This is a genomic window from Yimella radicis, assembly GCF_054778255.1.
In genome coordinates this window covers 50,799-70,005 of sequence record NZ_BAAGZR010000006.1, presented here as the reverse complement: position 1 = coordinate 70,005, position 19,207 = coordinate 50,799, and the positions used below count along the sequence as shown (strand labels likewise).

The window sequence follows — 19,207 nt, the reverse complement described above, 5'->3', positions numbered from 1 at the left end:
CCTCGTTGCTGACCCGATTCTTGCGGCGCTCCTCTGCTCAGGATCTGCCCGCCAGGACGTCCCTCAGGTACGCGGCCGTGAGGCTGTCGGCGTCGGCGGCGACTTCGCCGGGGGTGCCGGTGGCGACGATGCGTCCGCCGTTGTCACCGGCGCCGGGACCCAGATCGATCACGTGGTCGGCCTGGGCGACCATGCGCATGTCCAACTCGACCATGACGACGGTGTTGCCGGCGTCGACCAGGCCCTGCAGATGCGCAATCAGGCGGTCGCTGTCGGCACTGTGCAGACCCGCGGTGGGTTCGTCGAGGACGTAGAGGGCGTCGCCCCGGTGGGCACGCTGCAGTTCGGAGGCCAGCTTCACCCGCTGCGCTTCGCCGCCGGAGAGTTCGGGCGCGGGCTGGCCGAGGCGCACATATCCCAACCCGACGTCGCGCAGTACGTGCAGCGAGCGCTCGATCTCGGTCTCATCGGCGAAGAATTCGTGGGCTTCGTCCACGCTCATCGCCAGGACGTCGGCGATGTTCCGGTCGTGCCAGGTGATCTCGAGCGTGCTCTCCTTGAACCGTGTGCCGTGACACGTGGGGCACGGGCTGTAGATGCTCGGCAGGAACAGCAACTCGACCATGACCGAGCCCTCTCCCTCACACGTCGGGCATCGTCCGGCGGCGACGTTGAACGAGAACCGGCCGGCCTTGTAGTGGCGCCGACGGGCCTCCGGGGTCGCCGCGTACAACTTGCGGACGTGGTCGAACAGTCCGGTGTAGGTGGCGACATTCGACCGAGGGGTGCGACCGATCGGCTTCTGGTCGATCGCAACCACTCGACGCAGACCTCCGAGTCCTTCTCGTCCACCCTCGACGTGCCCGTGCACCGAACCCTGATCGCCGGTGAGCAACAGGTCGACGTCGTCGTCCCCGTCCTCGAGCTCCACTGTCGTGGACCGACCGAGAGCGGCCTCGACCAGCGTGGGCACGGCCTGACTGACCAGGCTCGACTTGCCCGACCCGGAGATGCCGGTGACCGCGGTCAGACATCCCAGCGGGAACTGCACCTTGACCTCGTGCAGGTTGTTGCGGCTGACGTCCGCGAATCGCAGCCAGCCATGCGGCTCGCGGGGCCGCCTGGACACCGGTGTGGGAGGCGCGAACAGGTAGCGGCGGGTGACCGATTCCTCGACGTCCGCGAGGCCCGAGGGTTCGCCGCTGAACAGGACGCGTCCGCCCTGCTCGCCGGCGCCGGGTCCGATGTCGACCAGCCAGTCGGCCTCCTTGACCACCGGTATCGAGTGCTCCACCACGAACACGCTGTTGCCGCGCTGCTTGAGTCCGCGCAGGATGCCGAGCAGCGCTTCGAGGTCACGCGGGTGGAGGCCGGCGGACGGTTCGTCCAGCACGTACACGACACCGAAAAGCTTGGACGACAACTGAGTTGCCAGCCGTAGCCGCTGCAGTTCACCGCCGGAGAGGGTTGGTGTCGTCCGCCCCAGCGAGAGGTAGCCGAGGCCGAGATCGATCATCGGTTGCAGTCGTTCGAGCAGTTCGGCGCACAGGCGACCGGCCGCGGCCTGCTTCTCCGCCGAGATGTTCGAGGTGCGACGGACGTCGGGTGCCGCGTCATGGGACGCACCGCCGGCATCCACCCGCTCCTTTCTGGCACGCGCCCGGGACGCGTCGTCCAACGCTTCGCCTGCCGTGCCCTCGACCGGCACCCGATCATCGGCGATCACACGCCGCGCGATGTCGGCCACCTGAGCCAGCGGCAGCGCGGCGAACTCGGCGATGTCGAAGCCCTCGAACGTGACCGACAGCGACTCGACCTTGAGTTGCTTGCCGTGACAGGTGGGGCACACAGCACTGGTGACGAATTGGGAGACGCGGCGTTTCACGATCGCGCTTTTGGTGGACGCGAAGGTGTCCAGCACGTACCGGCGAGCGCCGACGAAGGTGCCTTGGTAGCTCGGTTCGAGGTCCTTCTTGATCGCCCGCTTCGTCTGGGCCGGAGTCAGGCCGGCGTACACCGGGACGGTCGGGCGCTCCTCGGTGAACAGGATCCAGTCGCGCTGCTTCTTCGGCAGGCGGCGCCACGGGATGTCGACGTCGTAGCCCATCGAGACGAGGATGTCGCGCAGGTTCTGCCCCTGCCACGCCGGCGGCCAGGACGCGATGGCGCGCTCGCGGATCGTCAGCGACGGGTCGGGCACCATCTGTTCTTCGGTGACCTCGTAGACCCGGCCGATCCCGTGGCAGGTCGGGCACGCACCCTGGACGGTGTTGGACGAGAAGTCCTCGGCGTAGAGCATCGGTTGGCCCGGCGGATACCAACCGGCGCGCGAGTACATCATGCGGACGAGGTTCGACAGCGTCGTCACGCTCGCGACGGTGGATCGGGCGTTGCCGCCGCCGCGTTGCTGCTGCAGTGCGACCGCCGGCGGCAGTCCCTCGATCGAGTCGACATCGGGGACGCCTGCTTGGTCGATCAAGCGGCGCGCGTACGGTGCGACCGATTCCAGGTACCGGCGCTGGGACTCGGCGTAAAGCGTCCCGAAAGCGAGAGAGGATTTCCCCGACCCGGACACTCCGGTGAACGCGACGATCGAATCGCGCGGCACGTCGAGGTCGACGTCCTTGAGGTTGTTCTGCCGGGCTCCCCTGACTTCGACTGCGGTGTGCCTGGGGTCGTCGGTCGTCGTCATGTGCCGACTGTATGGGCCAGGTTCGGACGCCGCGGACGCCACCTGGCACGCGCAACCGAGCCGTACCGTCCTCCGATGATCACCATCGATCCAAGCTCCTGCGTCGCCTCCTGCGCGATCGTCACGGGAGATGTCCGTATCGGGCCGGGTTCGCGCGTCCTGCACGGTGCGGTGCTCAACGGTGACCTGGGTCCGATCCATATTCGCTCGAACGTGCTGGTGATGGAGAACGCGCTCCTTCGCGGACGCGCGAACACACCGCTGACCATCGGCGACGCCGTCCTCGTCGGGCCACACGCCCACCTCAACGGAGCCACGGTCGAGGACGAGGTGTTCATCGCCACCGGAGTGAGCGTCTTCGCCGATGCTCTCGTCGGCACCGGAAGCGAACTGCGCATCAACAGCGCGCTGCCCGCAAATACTGTCGTGCCGATCGGGTGGATCGCGGTCGGCGACCCGGCCCAGCTGTTCTCACCGGACCGGCACGAGCAGTTGTGGGCGATCCAACAGACGCTTGACTTCCCCGGGGCCATGTACGGCGCGACCTGGGAAACGCCAATGCGCGACATCATGCGCTCCCAGTGTGAGGCCTGCAGCAGCAGCAGCTGTCGAGATGCAGCGAACTTTGATCAAACGGCGATTCGATCAAAGTGGGGCCTCGTTTTGGCTCTCATTGGGCATTGCGATTGCACAGATTGGACACTTGTCCGGTGTGAGAACTGTTCTCATCGTGGTCACGTTGCAGCATTCATGCAGGTCAACGAGTCGACGCATTCGCGTGGTCGAGTTATGTACCACGAGGTGTATTGGGCTCCTCTGTCCGAATGCACCGTGGTCCCAACGGGTTTGCGTTGCCATCGCGCCATGTCGAGGGCGTCGACGACCAGCTCGGTGCGCAGGTGGTCAGCGATGGACCAGCCCACGCAGCGGCGGGAATGCACGTCGATCACCGCCGCGCAGTAGACCCATCCCTCGCTGGTGCGGTGCTGGGTGATGTCGGTGACCCACAACCTGTTCGGGGCGTCCGCGACGAACTTGCGTTGCACGTGGTCCTCGAACACCGCCTCGGAGCGTTTCGCGTGCCGCCACCTGCGGCGGTGCACACCCTGCAGCCCGTGGACCCGCATGAGCCGTTCCACGCGTTGCCGGCCGCAGCGGCGGTCCTGACCGAGGGTGAGCTCAGCATGGACACGACGGACCCCGTACGTGCCACGGGCATCAGCGTGGACGGCGATGATCGCGTCGAGCAGGTGCGCGTCCTCAAGGTCACGGCTGCTCGGGCCACGGGTACGCCACTCGTAGTAGCCCGAGGTGGAGACCTTCAACACCCGGCACGTCACCGCCACAGGCAAGCCCTGAGCGGCGAGTTCGTGGACGAACCGGAACCCTATTTTGGGAGCACGTTCTCCCGCGCGAAGTACGCCGAGGCCCGCTTGAGGATCTCGATCTCCATCGCCTGGACTCGAGTCTCCCGGCGCAGCCGGACCAGCTCGGCCCGCTCGTCCTTGGTCAGGCCGTGGCCGGCGTCGATATCGGCTTGGTCCATCCACCGCCTCAGGCATGACTCACTGATCGAGAGGTCCTTGGCGATCTGGGCGATTGGCTTCTCCCTCAAACGCGCTAACTCCACGGCGCGCTGCCGGAACTCCGGCGACTTCGGTGCAGGCATCTCCTGTACTCCTTCCCGAGAGGATCATCCCCTCAAGATCGGTGCCCGGAAACCTCAGGACAGGTCATTGCCGAGTCAGGCCGTGCGGCTGCGGAGGGGAGGCGATCCCCGGAGTCGAGTCTTGAATATTGGCTAACGCCCGGGGAGTGGGAGGGTGAGTATGAGGCGTGTGCCTTCTCCCTGGCCGTCACTGTTGGCGGAGATGCTTCCATGGTGGGCGTCGATGAGAGCTTTGCTGATGGTCAGCCCGATGCCTGAACCTGTGCGGTCGCGGGTGCGGGCGGCGTCACCTCGATAGAACCGTTCGAAGGCGTGCTCGAGTTGTTCGGGGGTCATTCCGTCGCCGTCGTCGATCACGGAGATTGCCGCTTCTTCACCTTGGCGGTTGGCCGCCAGGATGACGGTTCCACCTGGGGGGGTGTGGCGGAGTGCATTGGTGAGGAGATTGGTCAGGACCTGTCCGATGCGGTTTCGATCGACGTGGACATCGAGCCCTGTGGCGGTTGGTGGCTCGACGACGAGGTTGATCCCCTTGGCGGCAAAGGCGTCACGCATGCCCTCGTGGGCCGCCCAGAGAAGATCCCTGACGTGGTGTGGGCGGAGGTCGAGCGCGAGTCGGCCCTCCTCGGCTGTGGAGACCTCGTCGATGTCGTCGGCGAGGCGCGCCAGCCGGCGGGTTTGCTCCTCCAGCGCCGCGCGAGATTCTGGCCCGAGGGCGGCGATGCCGTCGTGGAGCCCTTCGTGGTAGGCGCTCAGGGTCGCGATCGGTGTGCGGAGTTCATGGGCGAGGTCTGACAGCATCCGTCGACGGGTGTCCTCGATTCCTTCGAGCCTGCTGGCCATCGTGTTGAACGCGGTTGCGAGGGTCTCCAGTTCGGTGCCTGAGGCGCTGGTCGGCACGCGCGTGGAGTAGTGCCCACGGGTGAGTTCCATTGCAGCAGTGGTCACCTGTTCGAGAGGGCGGCGGAGCCGTCGGGTGAGGAACCATGTCACCGCGCCGGCAGCGAGCAGCGAGATCAGAAGACCAACCCCGACGGAGATCAAGGACGCATCGCGGTAGGCCGTCTCGATATGGACGAGCTCAGGCGAGTTCTGTTGGTGGCCGGACTCGACGAGGTGCTGGTGGAAGATGGGTGGGCCGATCATGGCGGCGACCAGGCCGACAGTGAGGGCACCGGCGACCAGCACGATGGCCTGTCCAGCCAGGAGGCGGGTCGCCAGCCCAGCGCTGTTGGTGCGCGCTGGCGCCATCACCCTTGTCCCATCCGATAGCCCACGCCTCGGACCGTGGTGATGTATCTGCCAGTTTCGGGGTCGTCGCCGAGTTTGCGGCGCAGGTGAGCAACGTGAACATCGACGAGGTGCTCGTCGCCAACCCAGTCCGGTCCCCAGATGTCGTCAATGAGCTGGCGCCGGGAGAACGCCATCGACGGACGGCGCGCCAGAGCCATGAGCAGGTCCCGTTCGGTGGGGGTGAGGGCCACCTCGACGTCGCCCAGGTGCACACGCTGGCCGTCCGGGTCGACACGTAGTGCACCGAACACCCTGGTCGGTTCACTACGGGCGGTCCCGGAGGCGGTGGTGGATCCGGTGCGGGGTCGTCGCAGTACCGCTTGGACTCGTGCGACCAGTTCGCGGACGCTGAACGGTTTGGTGATGTAGTCGTCCGCGCCGACGGACAACCCGATGAGGGTGTCGATCTCGTCCTTTCGGGCGGTGACGACGATGACGTAGCAGTCGGTGAAGGTGCGGAGCTGACGGCACGCTTCGATGCCGTCCAGCCCGGGGAGGCCCAAGTCCAGGATCACGACATCGGGTGCTAGATCACGCGCGGCTTGGACGCCGTCTGGGCCGGTGTGGACCACACTGGAGTCGTAGCCAGCGCGGGAGACGTAGGCGGCGATCATTCCGGCCAGCGTTGTTTCGTCCTCGATGATCAGGACTCGAGCGCCCGGTGGTGGTGTCGTGCTCACCCTGACAGTGTCCCTGCCCGCCGCCCACGCCACGACCTCTCTGACGGTGCCGGGGTAGATCTTCGTCAAACCTCAACCTCGCCGCGGTCCGGTCTTGAGGGTCGAGTTGCACTGTGGATCGTGACGGTGCAGCGCGCCACGACGACGGGAAGGGAGGGCGCTCATGATGTGGGGCAACGGGACCGGGATGGGCTGGTGGATGTGGCTCGTGATGGGCGGCGGCGCCCTCGCCTTCTGGGTCGTCATTGTGCTGGTGATCCGGGCCCTGCTCCCGGCCGCGCGCGTCAGGCAGGAATCGGCCCGACCGGATCCGCTCACTCTCCTCAAGGAGAGCCTGGCCCGCGGCGAGGTGAGCCTGGAGGAGTACGAACAACGCCGCCGCCTCATCGTCGATGGCCACTGACAGCGACCACCCAATGAAAGGCATCATGACTTCGCCCCTGCTCTCCCGCCGCAACGTCCTCCTCGGCGGGCTCGGCCTGGCCTCGACCGCAACGTTGGCCGCCTGCACCTCCAGTTCGTCAGGGACGGGGGTTATGCCGTCGCGCACCTTCGGCCCCCCGACGCCAGTCTCCCCCTCACCGGGACAGAAGGTGCTCGAGAAGACGTTGACCGCCCGACCGGTCAGCCTTGACCTGGGCGGGCGGACGGTGGCGACGTGGGCCTACGACGGTGCGCTTCCCGGCCCGTTGGTGCGAGCGATCGCAGGTGACTTCCTGCGCCTCACGCTCGACAACCAGCTCCCCGCAGACACCACGATCCACTGGCACGGCATCCGACTGCCAAACGCCGCCGACGGCGTCCCCGGCCTCACCCAGGATCCGGTCAAGACCGGCGGCAAGTTCGTGTACGAGTTCACCGCCCCGGATCCGGGAACCTACTTCTTCCACCCCCACGTCGGGGTCCAACTCGACCGCGGCCTGTACGCCCCAATGATCATCGACGACCCCACCGACCCCGGCCGCTACGACGCCGAATGGGTTGTGGTTCTGGACGACTGGATCGATGGCACCGGCACCACCCCCGACGAGGTGTTCAAGAAGCTGATCGCCGACGGTGGCCCCGCCAACGGAGGCGGCATGGGCGGAATGGGTGGCATGGACCACGGCTCGATGAGTCGGATGTCGATGGGGACCGGACCCTGGGGTGACGCCGGCGACGTCACCTATCCGCTGTTCTTGATCAACGGCAAACCCCCGACCGACCCGGACGTGCTGGCCGCCAAGCCGGGCCAGAAGGTGCGGCTGCGGGTCATCAACGCGGCTTCCGACACCATCTTCACCGTGGCCCTTGGTGGGCACCGGCTCACCATCACCCACAGTGACGGGCACGCGGTCGAGCCCACCGAGGTGGGCGCCTTCTACATCGGGATGGGCGAGCGGTACGACGCCATCGTCACCCTCGCTGACGGCGCCTTCCCCCTTGTGGCCCGACCGTTCGGCAAGACCAGCGGCGGCCAGGCCATGGCCGTGGTCCGTACCGGCGCCGGCGCTGCTCCTCCGGTTGCCGCTGACCCCAGCGAGTTGGCTGGCCAGGTCCTCATCGGCTCACAGTTGCGCCCGACCGAAGCAGCCAAGCTGCCGGGCAAGCAGCCGGACGCCACCGTCGACCTGGCCCTGCAAGGCTCGATGAAGCCCTACCAGTGGGGCATGAACGGCGCCAAGTACGGCGAGAACGAGCCACTGACCGTCAGGGCTGGGCAACGGCTGCGGATCAACGCCACCAACATGACGATGATGACCCACCCGCTGCACCTGCACGGGCACACTTTCGCCCTGCCCTCGGGGCTGCGCAAGGACACCGTGCTGATGGCGCCCATGCAGTCCTTCGCGATCGACCTCGACGCCGACAACGCCGGCGACTGGATGATCCACTGCCACAACATCTACCACGCAGAAGCGGGCATGATGATCGCCCTGGAGTACCGCTGATGATCACCACCACCCGACGCCGCGTCCTCGTCGCAGGGGGCGTACTCGTGACCACGACGATTCTGGCCGCGTGTGGCGCCACGACCACACCCACCGGCAATACGACGTCCATCGCGACCCCCACCATGGCCGGAGGAGGGTCAACCTCCACCGCATCAGCAGCCAACCAACCGCCGGTCGCGATCACCCACATCCACGCTGTCGCCCGCGACCCCAAGACCGGTGACCTACTCCTGGCCACCCACGAGGGACTCTTCCGCCACGCCAACGGCGAACTCCTACAGAACGGACCGGTCATCGACCTGATGGGTTTCACCGTCGCCCCGGACGGCACCTACTACGCCTCAGGGCACCCCGGCGCAGGCGTCGACCTGCCCCAGCCGGTCGGGCTCATCACCTCCACCGACTCCGGTCGCACGTGGCGCGTCAGCTCTCGAGGCGGAGAGTCCGACTTCCACGCCCTCACCTCAAGCCCAACCAGCGTGGTCGGCTTCGATGGCACTCTTCGCAGCACCACCGACGGCGAGACCTGGACCACCCGCACCATCCCGGCTGCCCCCCGCACCTTGGCCGCGTCACCGCAAACCGGAGCACTACTCGCCACCACCGAAACCGGGCTCCTCCACAGCACCGACGACGGCCGCTCCTGGAAGGGCCTGACCCCACCCGCGACGGCCCTGCTCGCTGCGTGGGCCGACGAGCAAACCATCGTGATCGCCACCACGAACGGCCAGATCGCGACCAGCAACGACACCGGAGCGACCTGGACCCTGCAACCCAAGCGCATCGGAGCTCCACAGGCCCTGTTCGCCCAACGCGGCACCGACGGCCAGATCGAAACCATCCTCGTCGCCGACGGCGCAGTACTGCGCACCGCCGACGGGGGCGCCACCGTCGAGAAGCTCTTGTGAAGCCCGCATAGACCTAGACCAGATCTTCACCGAACCACGACCCGAGGGCCACATCGACCTCGCAGGCTGAAAGCACCCGGGGACAGCCCCGAGCACCGCAACCGAGACCAAGGGAGCAGCCATGCAACAGCAGAACACCCCGAACCCGACCTACGCACCCCTCACCCCACCCGCCGAGCCGACCCCCACCGAGTCATCCCCCACTGAGCCCGGTCGCCGCAGCGGCCACCACTGGCTGATGTGGCTCATGTGCGTGCCCATGCTGCTGCTCGTGGGCACCTTGATCACGACCGGCCGGCTCGGCGCCGGCGGCCTGCTCTACGCAATGGGCTGCCTGCTCATGATGGGCGTGATGATGGCCTGGATAAACCACGGCACCAACCACGAGCACAAGCCGTGAGAACCCCCACCGCCCCACGACCCAACATCAGGGAATACCCCTAGGGGGTATGCTTGTTGGGAGGGCGTCACCTACAGAAGAGGCCAGACCTGATGAACTCCACCCAGACGTATGCCGTCACTGGAATGACCTGTGGCCACTGCGAGAGCAGCGTCCGCGACAAGGTCTCCGCACTGCCAGGCGTGCAAGCCTGACCGTCAGCGCCGCCACCGGCGAACTGATCATCACTACTAGTGGTCACGTCTCCGACGACGCTGTCGTCAGCGCCGTCGTCGAGGCGGCTACACCGCCCGCCGCAACTGACACACGCCTAGCCGTGGCGACCACAACGGGCGGCACGAGTTCTGCCGGAGGAGAACCTGGACATGCAGCACGACCATCAGCACCACCAGAGCGTCACCAAGACCAGCCATTCCGTGACCGACCCTGTGTGCCGGATGCAGGTCGATCCCAACACGGCGCTGACCCTCGATCACGAGGGCACGCCATACCACTTCTGCTCTGAGCGTTGCCGCGACCGCTTTCAGGGCGACCCGGCCAGCTTCCTCACGCCCCCACAAGACTCCGACGACGCGGCCTCGCGCAACCAAGACGTGAACGAAGACGTTGCCGAGTGGACGTGCCCGATGCACCCCGAGATCCGCCGTCCCGGTCCTGGGTCGTGCCCGATCTGCGGGATGGCTCTCGAGCCGGTCACCGTCACCGCCGACACCGGTCCCAGCCCGGAACTTGCCGACATGACCCGCCGCTTCTGGGTCGCCACCGCCTTGACCATCCCGATCGTGATCCTCGAGATGGGCCGCCACTTCGTCCCCTTCCTGCATGACCTGATCTCCGCGCGTGCCTCCGTCTGGCTCCAACTCATCCTGGCAACGCCGGTGGTGCTGTGGGCCGGGTGGCCCTTCTTCGTGCGCGGCTGGGCCTCGGTCCGCACCCGCAACCTGAACATGTTCACCCTCATCGCGATGGGCACTGGAATCGCGTGGCTGTTCAGCGTCATCGCGACCGTCGCGCCCGGGATCTTCCCCGCCTCCTTCCGCGGCGACGCGGGCACCGTCGATGTCTACTTCGAGGCCGCTGCCGTCATCACCACCCTGGTCCTGCTCGGGCAAGTCCTCGAGCTGCGTGCCCGCGAACAGACCTCCGGAGCCATCAAGGCCCTGCTGGATCTGACACCGAAGACCGCCCGCCGCATCACGGACAGTGGCGACGAGGAAGAGATCTCTCTGGACACGGTCCAACTCGGGGACCGGCTGCGGGTCCGCCCCGGCGAGGCCGTGCCTGTCGACGGGACAGTCGAGGAAGGCCGCTCAGCAGTCGACGAGTCCCTGGTCACCGGGGAATCCATGCCCGTGACCAAGACAAGCGGAGACACCGTCATCGGCGGCACCATCAACGGCAGCGGCGCCCTGATCATGCGCGCCGAGAAGGTCGGCCGCGACACCATGCTCGCCCGGATCGTCGCCATGGTCGCCGACGCGCAACGCTCCCGCGCCCCCATCCAGCGCATGGCCGACAAAGTCGCTGGCATCTTCGTGCCGGCCGTCATCGTCATCGCCGTCGTCGCGTTCATCGTGTGGGCGCTGGTCGGACCCGACCCCAAACTCGCGCACGCGCTCATCGTCGCCGTCGCGGTCCTGATCATCGCCTGCCCCTGCGCGCTCGGGCTGGCCACTCCCATGTCGATCATGGTCGGCGTCGGACGCGGCGCGGGACTGGGTGTGCTCATCAAGAACGCCGAAGCCCTCGAGCGTATGGAGAAGGTCGACACACTCGTGGTCGACAAGACTGGAACGCTCACCGAGGGCCGGCCCACCGTCACCAACATCGTCACCACCAGCGAACACTCCCAGGACGACCTGTTGCGCCTCGCCGCCGGCGTCGAGCGTGCCTCCGAGCATCCGCTCGCCCTGGCCATCGTCGAAGCCGCCACCGCCCGGAGCCTGCCCATCCCCGACGTCACAGACTTCGACTCACCAGTCGGCCGCGGCGTCATAGGCACCGTCGAAGGACAGGTCCTGGTCCTCGGCAGCTCCGACTTCCTCGACTCCCACCACATCGACACCACCGGCCTCAAGGACCGTGCCGATGAGCTGCGCGGCGACGGAGCCACCGTCATCTACATGGGAGCCGATGGCCGGCTCGTAGGCCTCTTCGCGATCGCAGACCCCATCAAGGCCACCACGCCCGCCGCGCTAAAGACACTGCGGGAGGAAGGCATCCGGATCGTCATGCTCACCGGCGACAACCGCGTCACCGCCCACGCTGTGGCCAAGACGCTCGGCATCGACCAGGTCGAAGCTGAAGTCCTGCCCGACCACAAGAGCGACATCGTCACCAAGCTCCGGAGCGAAGGCCGCGTGGTCGCGATGGCTGGCGACGGCGTCAACGATGCCCCCGCACTGGCTGCCGCTGACGTGGGCATCGCGATGGGATCGGGCACCGACGTCGCCATGGAGAGCGCTGGAGTCACCCTCCTCAAGGGCGACCTCACCGGTATCGTCCGTGCACGCGAACTCTCCGAGAAAACCATGCGCAACATCCGACAGAACCTGTTCTTCGCGTTCGTCTACAACGCCCTCGGCATCCCCATCGCCGCCGGCGTCCTCTACCCCGTCTTCGGGCTCCTGCTCTCACCCATCATCGCCGCAGCCGCCATGGCCCTCTCCAGCGTCAGCGTCATCGCCAACGCCCTACGCCTCCGCGCACAAACCATCGACTGACCCTCAGCAAACTCGAGGACTGGCGCGTCAGTCCAGAAGCACCGTTACCGGACTGTCACCCCGACGACTGTTCGCAGGTCGTTCACGACGGCGAGCTGGCTGCGAGGAACGCGCTCTTCTGGCCTCATATAGGAGGTGACCTCTCCAGATCACTCGCGGGCGATCTTGCACGACCCCACCGAGCGGGCCGATCTCGGCAATGTACGCCGCACGACATCGTGCAGTCTTGGCTGCATCTCGACACGCAGTCCAGCTGTCGAGATGCAGCGAGGACTGACGATGACACGCCTTGAAGATTGACCAAATTGCATCGTCTCACTCGGCCCAGCCAATCTGGCTCTTCGCCGTTGAGCGTGGGTCATAGGTTCAGCCCGCCGCCGATGAGGAGCATGCGCAGGCGGTAGTTGTCGCGGTTGCGGAAGCCGCGGGCGATACGGCGGTGGAGTTCGATGAGCTCGTTCATGGCTTCGGTGCCGCCGTTGCTCGCGCCACCGGTGTCGAAGTAGCCGAGGAACTCGGTACGCCACTGCTTGAGGGTGCGGCCCAGGCGGGCGACCTCACCGATCGGGCAGGTGGCGAACGTGTCCAGTACTTGTTCGGCGATCTTGCGGCCGGCCGCGTGCGTGGGCTGGTGGTACACGGATCGGACCTGCTGCGCGCACTGCCACGCGAGTTCAACCTCGACGTGCGCCTCGTGCGCGGTGAACGCCGCGGCGAGACGTGCGCGTTGCCGGTCGGTCAGGTTCTCCTGCCCGGCGCGCAGGATGTTCCGGATCCGGTACAACGGGTCGTCACGACGGCCTCGGTGCCCGTGGAGTTGCTGCTGAACCCGGCGGCGGACCTCATCGACCATGTGGGTGGCGAGCTTGACGACGTGGAACGCGTCCAGCACCGCGCGGGCGTCCTCGCGACGATCATCGATCGCGTTCTTGTACCCGTGGAACGGGTCCAACGTCGCGACCTGCACTCGGTCACGAAAGTCTTCGCCGCGGTCGGTGAGCCAGTCGGTGTACACCTTCCCGGACCGCCCCGGGACGAGGTCGAGCAGGCGAGTTCGGTTGTGCCCGTTGGCATCCGGGGTCAGGTCGACCATCCCGGTCAGTTCTTTCGGGCCACGGCCGCCGTGCTCGACTGGCTTGGTGCTGACGTGGTGCCAGACATGTTCGTCAACACCCAGGATCGTGACGCCGGAGGTACGCGTCCGCGTCCTGACGGCCTATCGCGCGATCGCGTGGCGCAGCCGCGACCTGACCCGACCGGTGCCGGAGGGGCTGGACGACGCGGAGCTCACGGCGGGGTCGGACCTCACGACCGATCCGGTCGAGTGCGTCGATCTGGTCGCGCGTGACGTAGAGCAGATCCTCGGCCTCGCCAAGGACGTCATGACGTACGGCGACCACGAGGCGCGCCTGGCCGCGCACACCGTGCTCGGCCTGATCTCCTATTACGTCACCCGAGCGGACTCCGCCGGGTGGCAGGAGCTGCTCGAGCTGGCGCTGAGCCGACTGCCGGAGGACGCCGAGACCGAGCGCATCTGCCTGCGGCTCGACCTCGCGCTGTTCCACGCCGTCCGCGGACAGGTCGACCGGACGACCGCGCACACCGCCGAGGTCACCCGGCTGGCCCGCGCGAAGGGGCGCGCGGCGGCGGAGGCCGCGGCGCACTCCGCCAACGCGATCGCCTGGCGACACGTCGGCGAGCTCGGCGAGGCCGAGCGCAGCTGCGGGCTGGCGCTCGAGGCCGCGCAGCGGGGTGGCGACGAACGCGCGATGGCGGCGGCGTACCGCGACCTGGGGCTGGTGCGCTCCCGCAACGGACAACCCGACGCCGGGCTGGACGCCGAGGAGGAGTCGCTGCGGCTGTACCGCCGGCTCGACGTCCCGCGCGGGGTCGCGATGGCGCTCGTCAACGTCGGCGTCATGCTGCGCGATCGCGGGCGGATGGCCGAGGCGCGTGCGCACCTGGAGGAGGCGGTGGAGGTCGCCCATCGTGTCACCGACCGGGCGCTGGAGGCGGAGGCCCTGGACGAGCTCGGCTACTGGCACGTGCTCGCGGGCGAACCGGGCCGCGGGCTGCAGGTGCTGACCGACGGGCTCGCCCTCGTCGACGTCCGCGGCGGCGGGCACGGCGAGGCGAGCATCCGGCACCGGCTCGGGCTCGCGCTCGACGGGCTCGGTCGGTCCGCGGAGGCCGACACCCACTGGCAGATGGCGCTCCGGCTGCACGAGCAGCGGGGGGAGCACGAGGCCGCCGACGAGCTGCGCCGCTCGCTCGGCGGTCGGCTCGCCGGGTCGTGAGGGGCCGCGCCGGCCCCGAGTGACGGGAAACCGGGGCCGACGCGGACCGGGACACCTGGACGTCCAGGCAGCTGCGGGATCAGCTGCGCAAGAGGTACGACCAGGTGACCTGACCGACCACTCCGTCCGCGACCAGCGCGGTCGCGCGCTGGAACTCCTTCACGGCGGTGGCCGTGACGCCGCCGAACACTCCGTCGACCAGGAGGTTCTTGCCGCGTCCGTTCAGGGCGACCTGAGCGGCGCGTACGGCCTCGCCGCGCGCCTCTTCGCGCAGCGTGACCGCGAGCGGCGACTCCCAGGTGAGGCGACCGATGACGCCGTCGGCGACCAGGCCCTTGGAGGTCTGGAACGCCTTGACCTTCGGCGTCATCGCGTCGTCGTACGTGCCGTCGGCGGTGACGCTCTGGCCGGCTTCGCGCAGCAGGTGCTGGGCGGACGTGACCCGGAACCCGCTCGCGCCCGGCCGCACGGTCGGCCACGGCTTCTCCCCGCTCAGTCGTGCCGCGACGTCCTTGCGCAGCTGCGGCAGCCTCGCGTAGAAGGCATCGCCGGGGCACGCGGTGGCTCTGAACTGGCGATGGCCGTAGAGCGCGTTCGCGCTCAGCCGGTACGTCTGGCACAGATAGGCGCACAAGCCGACGAGGGCGTTCCACTGCGCGCTGGTGGGCAGCGCGGTCGTGTAGATGCCCTGGTTCTCGATCCCGAGCGAGGTGTCGTTCTCGCCGGTGCAGTGCGCGCCGCGCGGGAACTGCCCCTGCCCGCCGGTCATGCCCTCGAGGGTGCGGTGCCGGCCCTCGAGGACGTACCCGCCCCGGCTGACGGTGAAGTGCTGGCCGGTGTCGGCCCAACCGCGCCCGAAGTGCCAGGTCTGGATGTCGCGGGCGATGGCGTACGCAGCGTCACGCGAGTAGTCCGTCACGTTCGCCGAGGCGGTGTGATGAATGAGGATCTTGGTCGGCGGCCCCACCATGGTGATGGTGTTGCGGGCCGGGGCGGCGCCCCAGGACGCGCAGCTGATCACCGACGGCCGCGCCACCGCCGCCGCGGCCGGACGGGCACCGGCCACGCCGAGACCGGCGGCCGCGGCCGTGCCCGCGAGGAGGGTACGGCGGCTGAGGACGGGCGTCATGGCGACTCCTGGGCGGTGTGGCCCGGCCGGGGCGACGTGGACGGTCTCGCCCCGGCCGGAGGTCGGTCAGCGGTAACGGATGTGCAGGTGGTTGTCGTGATTCTGGAGCGGCCTGGTCAGGCCCTCGTCGATCAGGGTCTTGTCGTTGAAGTAGATGAGCACCACCTGGCCGGGCGCCGCGGCGCGGATCGCCTTGACCAGCTGTCGCGTCGCGGCCCGGTCGTACGTCGACGACCTCCAGGTGATGCGCCCCGCCGAGCACTGAGCGCTGTCGGTGCGAATCGGCCACACGTCGACATCGACGCCCTTCTCGTGGCTCGCGTGACCGTCGATGTCGCCGCCGTGCTCATGGCTGATGTCGCCGAGCGGGAGCCTGCCCTGGCCGGTCGTGCGGAACCGGGCGGCGGCGGCCTCCAGCTGGCCGATCGTCGAACCGGTGCCCCAGTTGGCGGCGCCGTTCTGGTCCGGGTCCTGGTCGCAGATGTTGCTCCACGACGGTGCCGCGTAGTGCCATGCCAGGTTGCGCCAGGTCGTGGCGCCGACGACACCGTCGGCCGTGATGCCGGCGTGGCGCTGGAACGTCACGACCGCGGACTTGGTGCCCGAGCCGTACACGCCGTCGACCGTGAGGCCGCTGCCACGCTTGGTGTTGAGCAGGGTCTGGATCGCCTTGACCGCCGCTCCGCGGTCGCCCGGTCGGATCGTCGGAGTGAGCGCACCCCAGGTCTTGGCTCCGACCTTGCCGTCGGCGTCGAGGCCCGTGCTGCGCTGGAAGGCGACGACGGCGTCGCGAGTCCCGCTGCCGAAGACGCCGTCGGCGGTCAGGGAGTGACCGCGGGCCTGCAGCAGGTACTGGACGGCTCGCGCGTCGACGCCCCGGTTGCCTTGGGAGAGCAGCGGATAGGCGGCCTGGCTGAAGGCGTGCGCCGAGGGGGTCGTGGCTCCGATCGCGCCGACGCCGAACGCCAGGCCGACGGTGAGAACGAGCGCGGTGCGTCGCATCGGGGTCTTCTCGCTCAGAAGCACTGGGAGGCCGACCACCTGATGTAGGACCGGGTGTCGACGTGCACGTGGTTGCTGTGCCCCGGGTAGCCCGGGCCGAAGATGCCACCGAACCCGGCGGAGCGCGCGCCGCGGGCGATCCCGCACATCGTGTTGCCGGACAGCGGCGCCAGGTCGATCGCCTGACCGGTCAGGTGCCGGCTGGACGACGCGCCGTCGACCGAGGCGTTGCACGCCTTGTCGCGGTAGCCGGACGTCACGTTGAGGGGATGGCTGCCGAGCTGCTTGCGCAGAGCCTCGGCCTGCCAGAGCGCTCGCCGCAGGTTGGCCTTCTCGCTCGCGCCCCCGGTGAATCCCTTGCCGCAGTTGTTGCTGGCCTCGGCATAGGAGAAGTGGACCGGTGTGCAGTCCGGGTCGGTGAGGGAGCGCAGCTTGGCGAACGTGTTGCTGCCGGCGACGCCGTCGGCGGTGAGGCCGTACGCCTTCTGGAAGCGGGCGACGGCGGCCTTGGTCTGCTCGCCGTACACGCCGTCGGTGGCCATGACCGTGCCGGACTTGACCCAGCCGGCGACGCGAATCTGCAGCTCGGTGACCGCGCCGCCGCGGCTGCCGACCTTGAGCGTCGACGACCAGCTGTCACACCCGGCAGCCGACGCGCTGCCGGAGGCGGACAGGCCGACGCCCAGGGCGGCGGTGGTGGCGACCGCGGTCGCGGCGGCGAGGCGGGTGAGCCGGTGGAGAACCATGGGAGCCTCCTTCATCGGGAGTGGTGGCTCCCACCGTGGCGGCCCCGGCGTCGCGCGACCACGAACAAACCGGCAGTCCGGGCATTGTCCGGGTTGTCCGGGTCGGTGCGGCGGACGACGCGATGCGCCGGACGCAGTCAGGCGGCCGGCCCGGCTCCTTCGACGTCGGCCGCCGCGGACGCCGACGCTCCCTCGACGAGGCGTACGGCCGCCGCGAGGTTGTCGACCTCGCGCACCGTCATGCCGCGCGGCGTCGGCTCGTTGCCGAGCGAACCGGTCGGCACGATGGCCCGCACGAACCCGATGCGCGCGGCCTCCGCCAGACGGCGGGGGATGCCGCCCACACTGCGCAGCTCGCCCGCCAGGCCGATCTCACCGATCGCGATGCAGCCGGGCGGCAGCGGCTGGCCGGAGCCCGCGCTGACCAGGGCGAGCGCGATCGCCAGATCGGTCGAGGGCTCGGCCATGCGGACGCCGCCGACGGTGGAGACGTAGCAGTCGTGGTCGCGCACCCTGGCGCCCTCCCGCTGATCGAGCACCGCGAGGATCATCGCGGCGCGCGAGGAGTCGATCCCGCTCGTGGTCCGCCGGGGCGACCCGCCGCCGGACGGCGCGAGCAGGGCCTGCACCTCCGCGACGAGCGGACGCCGGCCCTCCAGGCTCACCGTCACGCAGGTGCCGCTCACCGGCTGGTCGCGGCGCGACAGGAACAGCCCGCTCGGGTCGGGCAGGCCGACGATGCCGACCTCGGACAGGTCGAAGCAGCCCACCTCGTCGGTGGGCCCGAACCGGTTCTTGAGGGCGCGCACCAGGCGGAGCCGGGAGTGCCGCTCGCCCTCGAACTGGATCACCACGTCGACGAGGTGCTCCAGCACCCGGGGCCCGGCGATCGCGCCGTCCTTGGTGACGTGACCGACCAGCATGACCGCGATGTTGCGCGCCTTGGCGTGCTGGATCACCGACGCCGCGACCTCGCGGACCTGCGCGACGTTGCCTGCGGCGCCTTCGATCTCGGCGCTCGCGATGGTCTGCACGGAGTCGATGACGACCAGGTCCGGCTCCACCTGGTCGATCTGGGCCAGCACGGTGGCGAGGTCGGTCTCACTGGCGAGGTAGAGGGTGCGGGCCAGAGCCTCGATCCGCTCGGCGCGCATGCGCACCTGGGCGGCGGATTCCTCGCCGCTGACGTAGAGCACGTCACGCGACTCCCGGGCCGCGCGGGCGGCGACGTCGAGCAGCAGCGTCGACTTGCCGATCCCGGGCTCGCCCGCCACCAGCACCACCGCGCCGGGCACCAGCCCCCCGCCCAGCACCCGGTCGAACTCTCCGACGCCCGTCGACCGCGCCTCGGACCGGGTCACGTCGATCTCGCCGATCGGCTGCGCCGGCCGCTCGATCACCCGCGCGGGCGCGGTGCGCACCGGGGCCGAGCCGGCTTCGGTCACCGTGCCCCACGCCTGGCACTCGCCGCAGCGGCCGACCCACTTGACGGTGGTCCAGCCGCAGTCGGAGCACTTGTAGGTGGCGCGGGAGCGGGACTTCGAAGCCATGGCGAGAACGCTAGGCGAGGGCACCGACACTCGTGCCAGGACGTGCCCGACCGGGTGGCAGTTCAGACGCGCTCAAGACCCGAATCCGCGGCGTTCCGGTGGTGGGTGTCCACGCTGAGCTCGAACTGCCACCCCGTCGGGCTCGCTCGACGGACGGGCGGAGCAGGCCCCAGCATCTCGCTCA

General features: G+C 68.7%; 16 protein-coding genes and 1 pseudogene. 7 read left to right on the top strand and 10 right to left on the bottom strand.

From position 1 onward, the window contains the following. Positions 1-37: 37 nt before the first annotated feature. The 5 genes from ACYU8W_RS04060 to ACYU8W_RS04040 form a co-directional block, all read right to left on the bottom strand. Positions 38-2,692: an excinuclease ABC subunit UvrA gene (locus tag ACYU8W_RS04060; protein WP_499466844.1), complete on the bottom strand. Its 2,655-nt coding sequence runs from the start codon at positions 2,690-2,692 to the stop codon at positions 38-40. A gap of 734 nt (positions 2,693-3,426) precedes the next feature. Next, a complete protein-coding gene (locus ACYU8W_RS04055; RefSeq protein ID WP_499467018.1) occupies positions 3,427-4,038 on the bottom strand; it encodes an IS3 family transposase in 612 nt (203 codons plus the stop codon). A gap of 41 nt (positions 4,039-4,079) precedes the next feature. Further along, positions 4,080-4,361: a transposase gene (locus ACYU8W_RS04050; RefSeq protein WP_129627187.1), complete on the bottom strand. Its 282-nt coding sequence runs from the start codon at positions 4,359-4,361 to the stop codon at positions 4,080-4,082. 132 nt (positions 4,362-4,493) lie between these two features. Next, a complete protein-coding gene (locus tag ACYU8W_RS04045; RefSeq protein ID WP_499466842.1) occupies positions 4,494-5,612 on the bottom strand; it encodes a sensor histidine kinase in 1,119 nt (372 codons plus the stop codon). Further along, on the bottom strand, positions 5,612-6,334 hold the full coding sequence (locus ACYU8W_RS04040; RefSeq protein WP_499466840.1) for a winged helix-turn-helix domain-containing protein: 723 nt from the start codon (positions 6,332-6,334) through the stop codon (positions 5,612-5,614). The genes ACYU8W_RS04045 and ACYU8W_RS04040 overlap by 1 nt, the downstream gene beginning before the upstream one ends. A gap of 163 nt (positions 6,335-6,497) precedes the next feature. Between ACYU8W_RS04040 and ACYU8W_RS04035 the strand changes: the two genes are divergently transcribed. The 6 genes from ACYU8W_RS04035 to ACYU8W_RS04010 all read left to right on the top strand — a co-directional run bounded on the left by ACYU8W_RS04035 (position 6,498) and on the right by ACYU8W_RS04010 (position 12,299). Beyond that, a complete protein-coding gene (locus ACYU8W_RS04035) occupies positions 6,498-6,737 on the top strand; it encodes an SHOCT domain-containing protein (RefSeq protein ID WP_115921511.1) in 240 nt (79 codons plus the stop codon). Between the two features lie 25 nt (positions 6,738-6,762). Next, the gene (locus ACYU8W_RS04030; RefSeq protein ID WP_499466838.1) at positions 6,763-8,265 is read left to right on the top strand and encodes a multicopper oxidase family protein; all 1,503 of its coding nucleotides are present in this window, start codon (positions 6,763-6,765) and stop codon (positions 8,263-8,265) included. After that, entirely contained in the window at positions 8,265-9,176 is a 912-nt protein-coding gene (locus ACYU8W_RS04025; RefSeq protein WP_499466836.1) for a F510_1955 family glycosylhydrolase, read from the top strand. Before ACYU8W_RS04030 ends, ACYU8W_RS04025 begins: the two co-directional genes overlap by 1 nt. A 121-nt stretch (positions 9,177-9,297) precedes the next feature. Further along, a complete protein-coding gene (locus tag ACYU8W_RS04020; protein ID WP_499466834.1) occupies positions 9,298-9,576 on the top strand; it encodes a hypothetical protein in 279 nt (92 codons plus the stop codon). A gap of 92 nt (positions 9,577-9,668) precedes the next feature. Then, positions 9,669-9,770, top strand: coding sequence for a heavy-metal-associated domain-containing protein (locus tag ACYU8W_RS04015; protein WP_115921514.1), 102 nt, complete (start codon positions 9,669-9,671; stop codon positions 9,768-9,770). Positions 9,771-9,941: 171 nt separating this feature from the next. After that, complete coding sequence (locus ACYU8W_RS04010; RefSeq protein WP_499466832.1) at positions 9,942-12,299, top strand: heavy metal translocating P-type ATPase; 2,358 nt, start codon at positions 9,942-9,944, stop codon at positions 12,297-12,299. A gap of 358 nt (positions 12,300-12,657) precedes the next feature. On the opposite strand, the pseudogene ACYU8W_RS04005 reads toward ACYU8W_RS04010, so the two are convergent. After that, a pseudogene (locus ACYU8W_RS04005) lies at positions 12,658-13,500 on the bottom strand (ISL3 family transposase); the annotation flags it as partial. A gap of 181 nt (positions 13,501-13,681) precedes the next feature. On the opposite strand from ACYU8W_RS04005, the gene ACYU8W_RS04000 reads away from it, so the two are divergent. Beyond that, positions 13,682-14,596, top strand: coding sequence for a tetratricopeptide repeat protein (locus tag ACYU8W_RS04000; protein WP_499467016.1), 915 nt, complete (start codon positions 13,682-13,684; stop codon positions 14,594-14,596). Between the two features lie 79 nt (positions 14,597-14,675). Here the strand turns inward: ACYU8W_RS04000 and ACYU8W_RS03995 are convergent, their stop codons facing one another. The 4 genes from ACYU8W_RS03995 to radA all read right to left on the bottom strand — a co-directional run bounded on the left by ACYU8W_RS03995 (position 14,676) and on the right by radA (position 19,023). Then, positions 14,676-15,725, bottom strand: coding sequence for a peptidoglycan recognition protein family protein (locus ACYU8W_RS03995; RefSeq protein ID WP_499466830.1), 1,050 nt, complete (start codon positions 15,723-15,725; stop codon positions 14,676-14,678). A 66-nt stretch (positions 15,726-15,791) separates the two neighbouring features. After that, positions 15,792-16,727, bottom strand: coding sequence for a penicillin-insensitive murein endopeptidase (locus ACYU8W_RS03990; protein WP_499466828.1), 936 nt, complete (start codon positions 16,725-16,727; stop codon positions 15,792-15,794). Positions 16,728-16,741: 14 nt separating this feature from the next. After that, positions 16,742-17,473 carry a D-Ala-D-Ala carboxypeptidase family metallohydrolase gene (locus ACYU8W_RS03985; protein ID WP_499466826.1) on the bottom strand — a complete coding sequence of 244 codons (732 nt, stop codon included), beginning with the start codon at positions 17,471-17,473 and terminating at the stop codon, positions 16,742-16,744. A gap of 137 nt (positions 17,474-17,610) precedes the next feature. After that, entirely contained in the window at positions 17,611-19,023 is a 1,413-nt protein-coding gene (gene radA, locus ACYU8W_RS03980) for a DNA repair protein RadA (protein ID WP_499466824.1), read from the bottom strand. Positions 19,024-19,207 lie beyond the last annotated feature (184 nt).

Bases quoted from the DNA above. Each gene is read 5' to 3' on its own strand.
- ACYU8W_RS04060 (WP_499466844.1), bottom strand. From the start codon at position 2,692: ATGACGACGACCGACGACCCCAGGCACACCGCAGTCGAAGTCAGGGGA.
- ACYU8W_RS04050 (WP_129627187.1), bottom strand. From the start codon at position 4,361: ATGCCTGCACCGAAGTCGCCGGAGTTCCGGCAGCGCGCCGTGGAGTTA.
- ACYU8W_RS04045 (WP_499466842.1), bottom strand. From the start codon at position 5,612: ATGGCGCCAGCGCGCACCAACAGCGCTGGGCTGGCGACCCGCCTCCTG.
- ACYU8W_RS04035 (WP_115921511.1), top strand. From the start codon at position 6,498: ATGATGTGGGGCAACGGGACCGGGATGGGCTGGTGGATGTGGCTCGTG.
- ACYU8W_RS04030 (WP_499466838.1), top strand. From the start codon at position 6,763: ATGACTTCGCCCCTGCTCTCCCGCCGCAACGTCCTCCTCGGCGGGCTC.
- ACYU8W_RS04025 (WP_499466836.1), top strand. From the start codon at position 8,265: ATGATCACCACCACCCGACGCCGCGTCCTCGTCGCAGGGGGCGTACTC.
- ACYU8W_RS04020 (WP_499466834.1), top strand. From the start codon at position 9,298: ATGCAACAGCAGAACACCCCGAACCCGACCTACGCACCCCTCACCCCA.
- ACYU8W_RS04015 (WP_115921514.1), top strand. From the start codon at position 9,669: ATGAACTCCACCCAGACGTATGCCGTCACTGGAATGACCTGTGGCCAC.
- ACYU8W_RS04010 (WP_499466832.1), top strand. From the start codon at position 9,942: ATGCAGCACGACCATCAGCACCACCAGAGCGTCACCAAGACCAGCCAT.
- ACYU8W_RS04000 (WP_499467016.1), top strand. From the start codon at position 13,682: ATGACGTACGGCGACCACGAGGCGCGCCTGGCCGCGCACACCGTGCTC.
- ACYU8W_RS03995 (WP_499466830.1), bottom strand. From the start codon at position 15,725: ATGACGCCCGTCCTCAGCCGCCGTACCCTCCTCGCGGGCACGGCCGCG.
- ACYU8W_RS03990 (WP_499466828.1), bottom strand. From the start codon at position 16,727: ATGCGACGCACCGCGCTCGTTCTCACCGTCGGCCTGGCGTTCGGCGTC.
- ACYU8W_RS03985 (WP_499466826.1), bottom strand. From the start codon at position 17,473: ATGGTTCTCCACCGGCTCACCCGCCTCGCCGCCGCGACCGCGGTCGCC.
- radA (WP_499466824.1), bottom strand. From the start codon at position 19,023: ATGGCTTCGAAGTCCCGCTCCCGCGCCACCTACAAGTGCTCCGACTGC.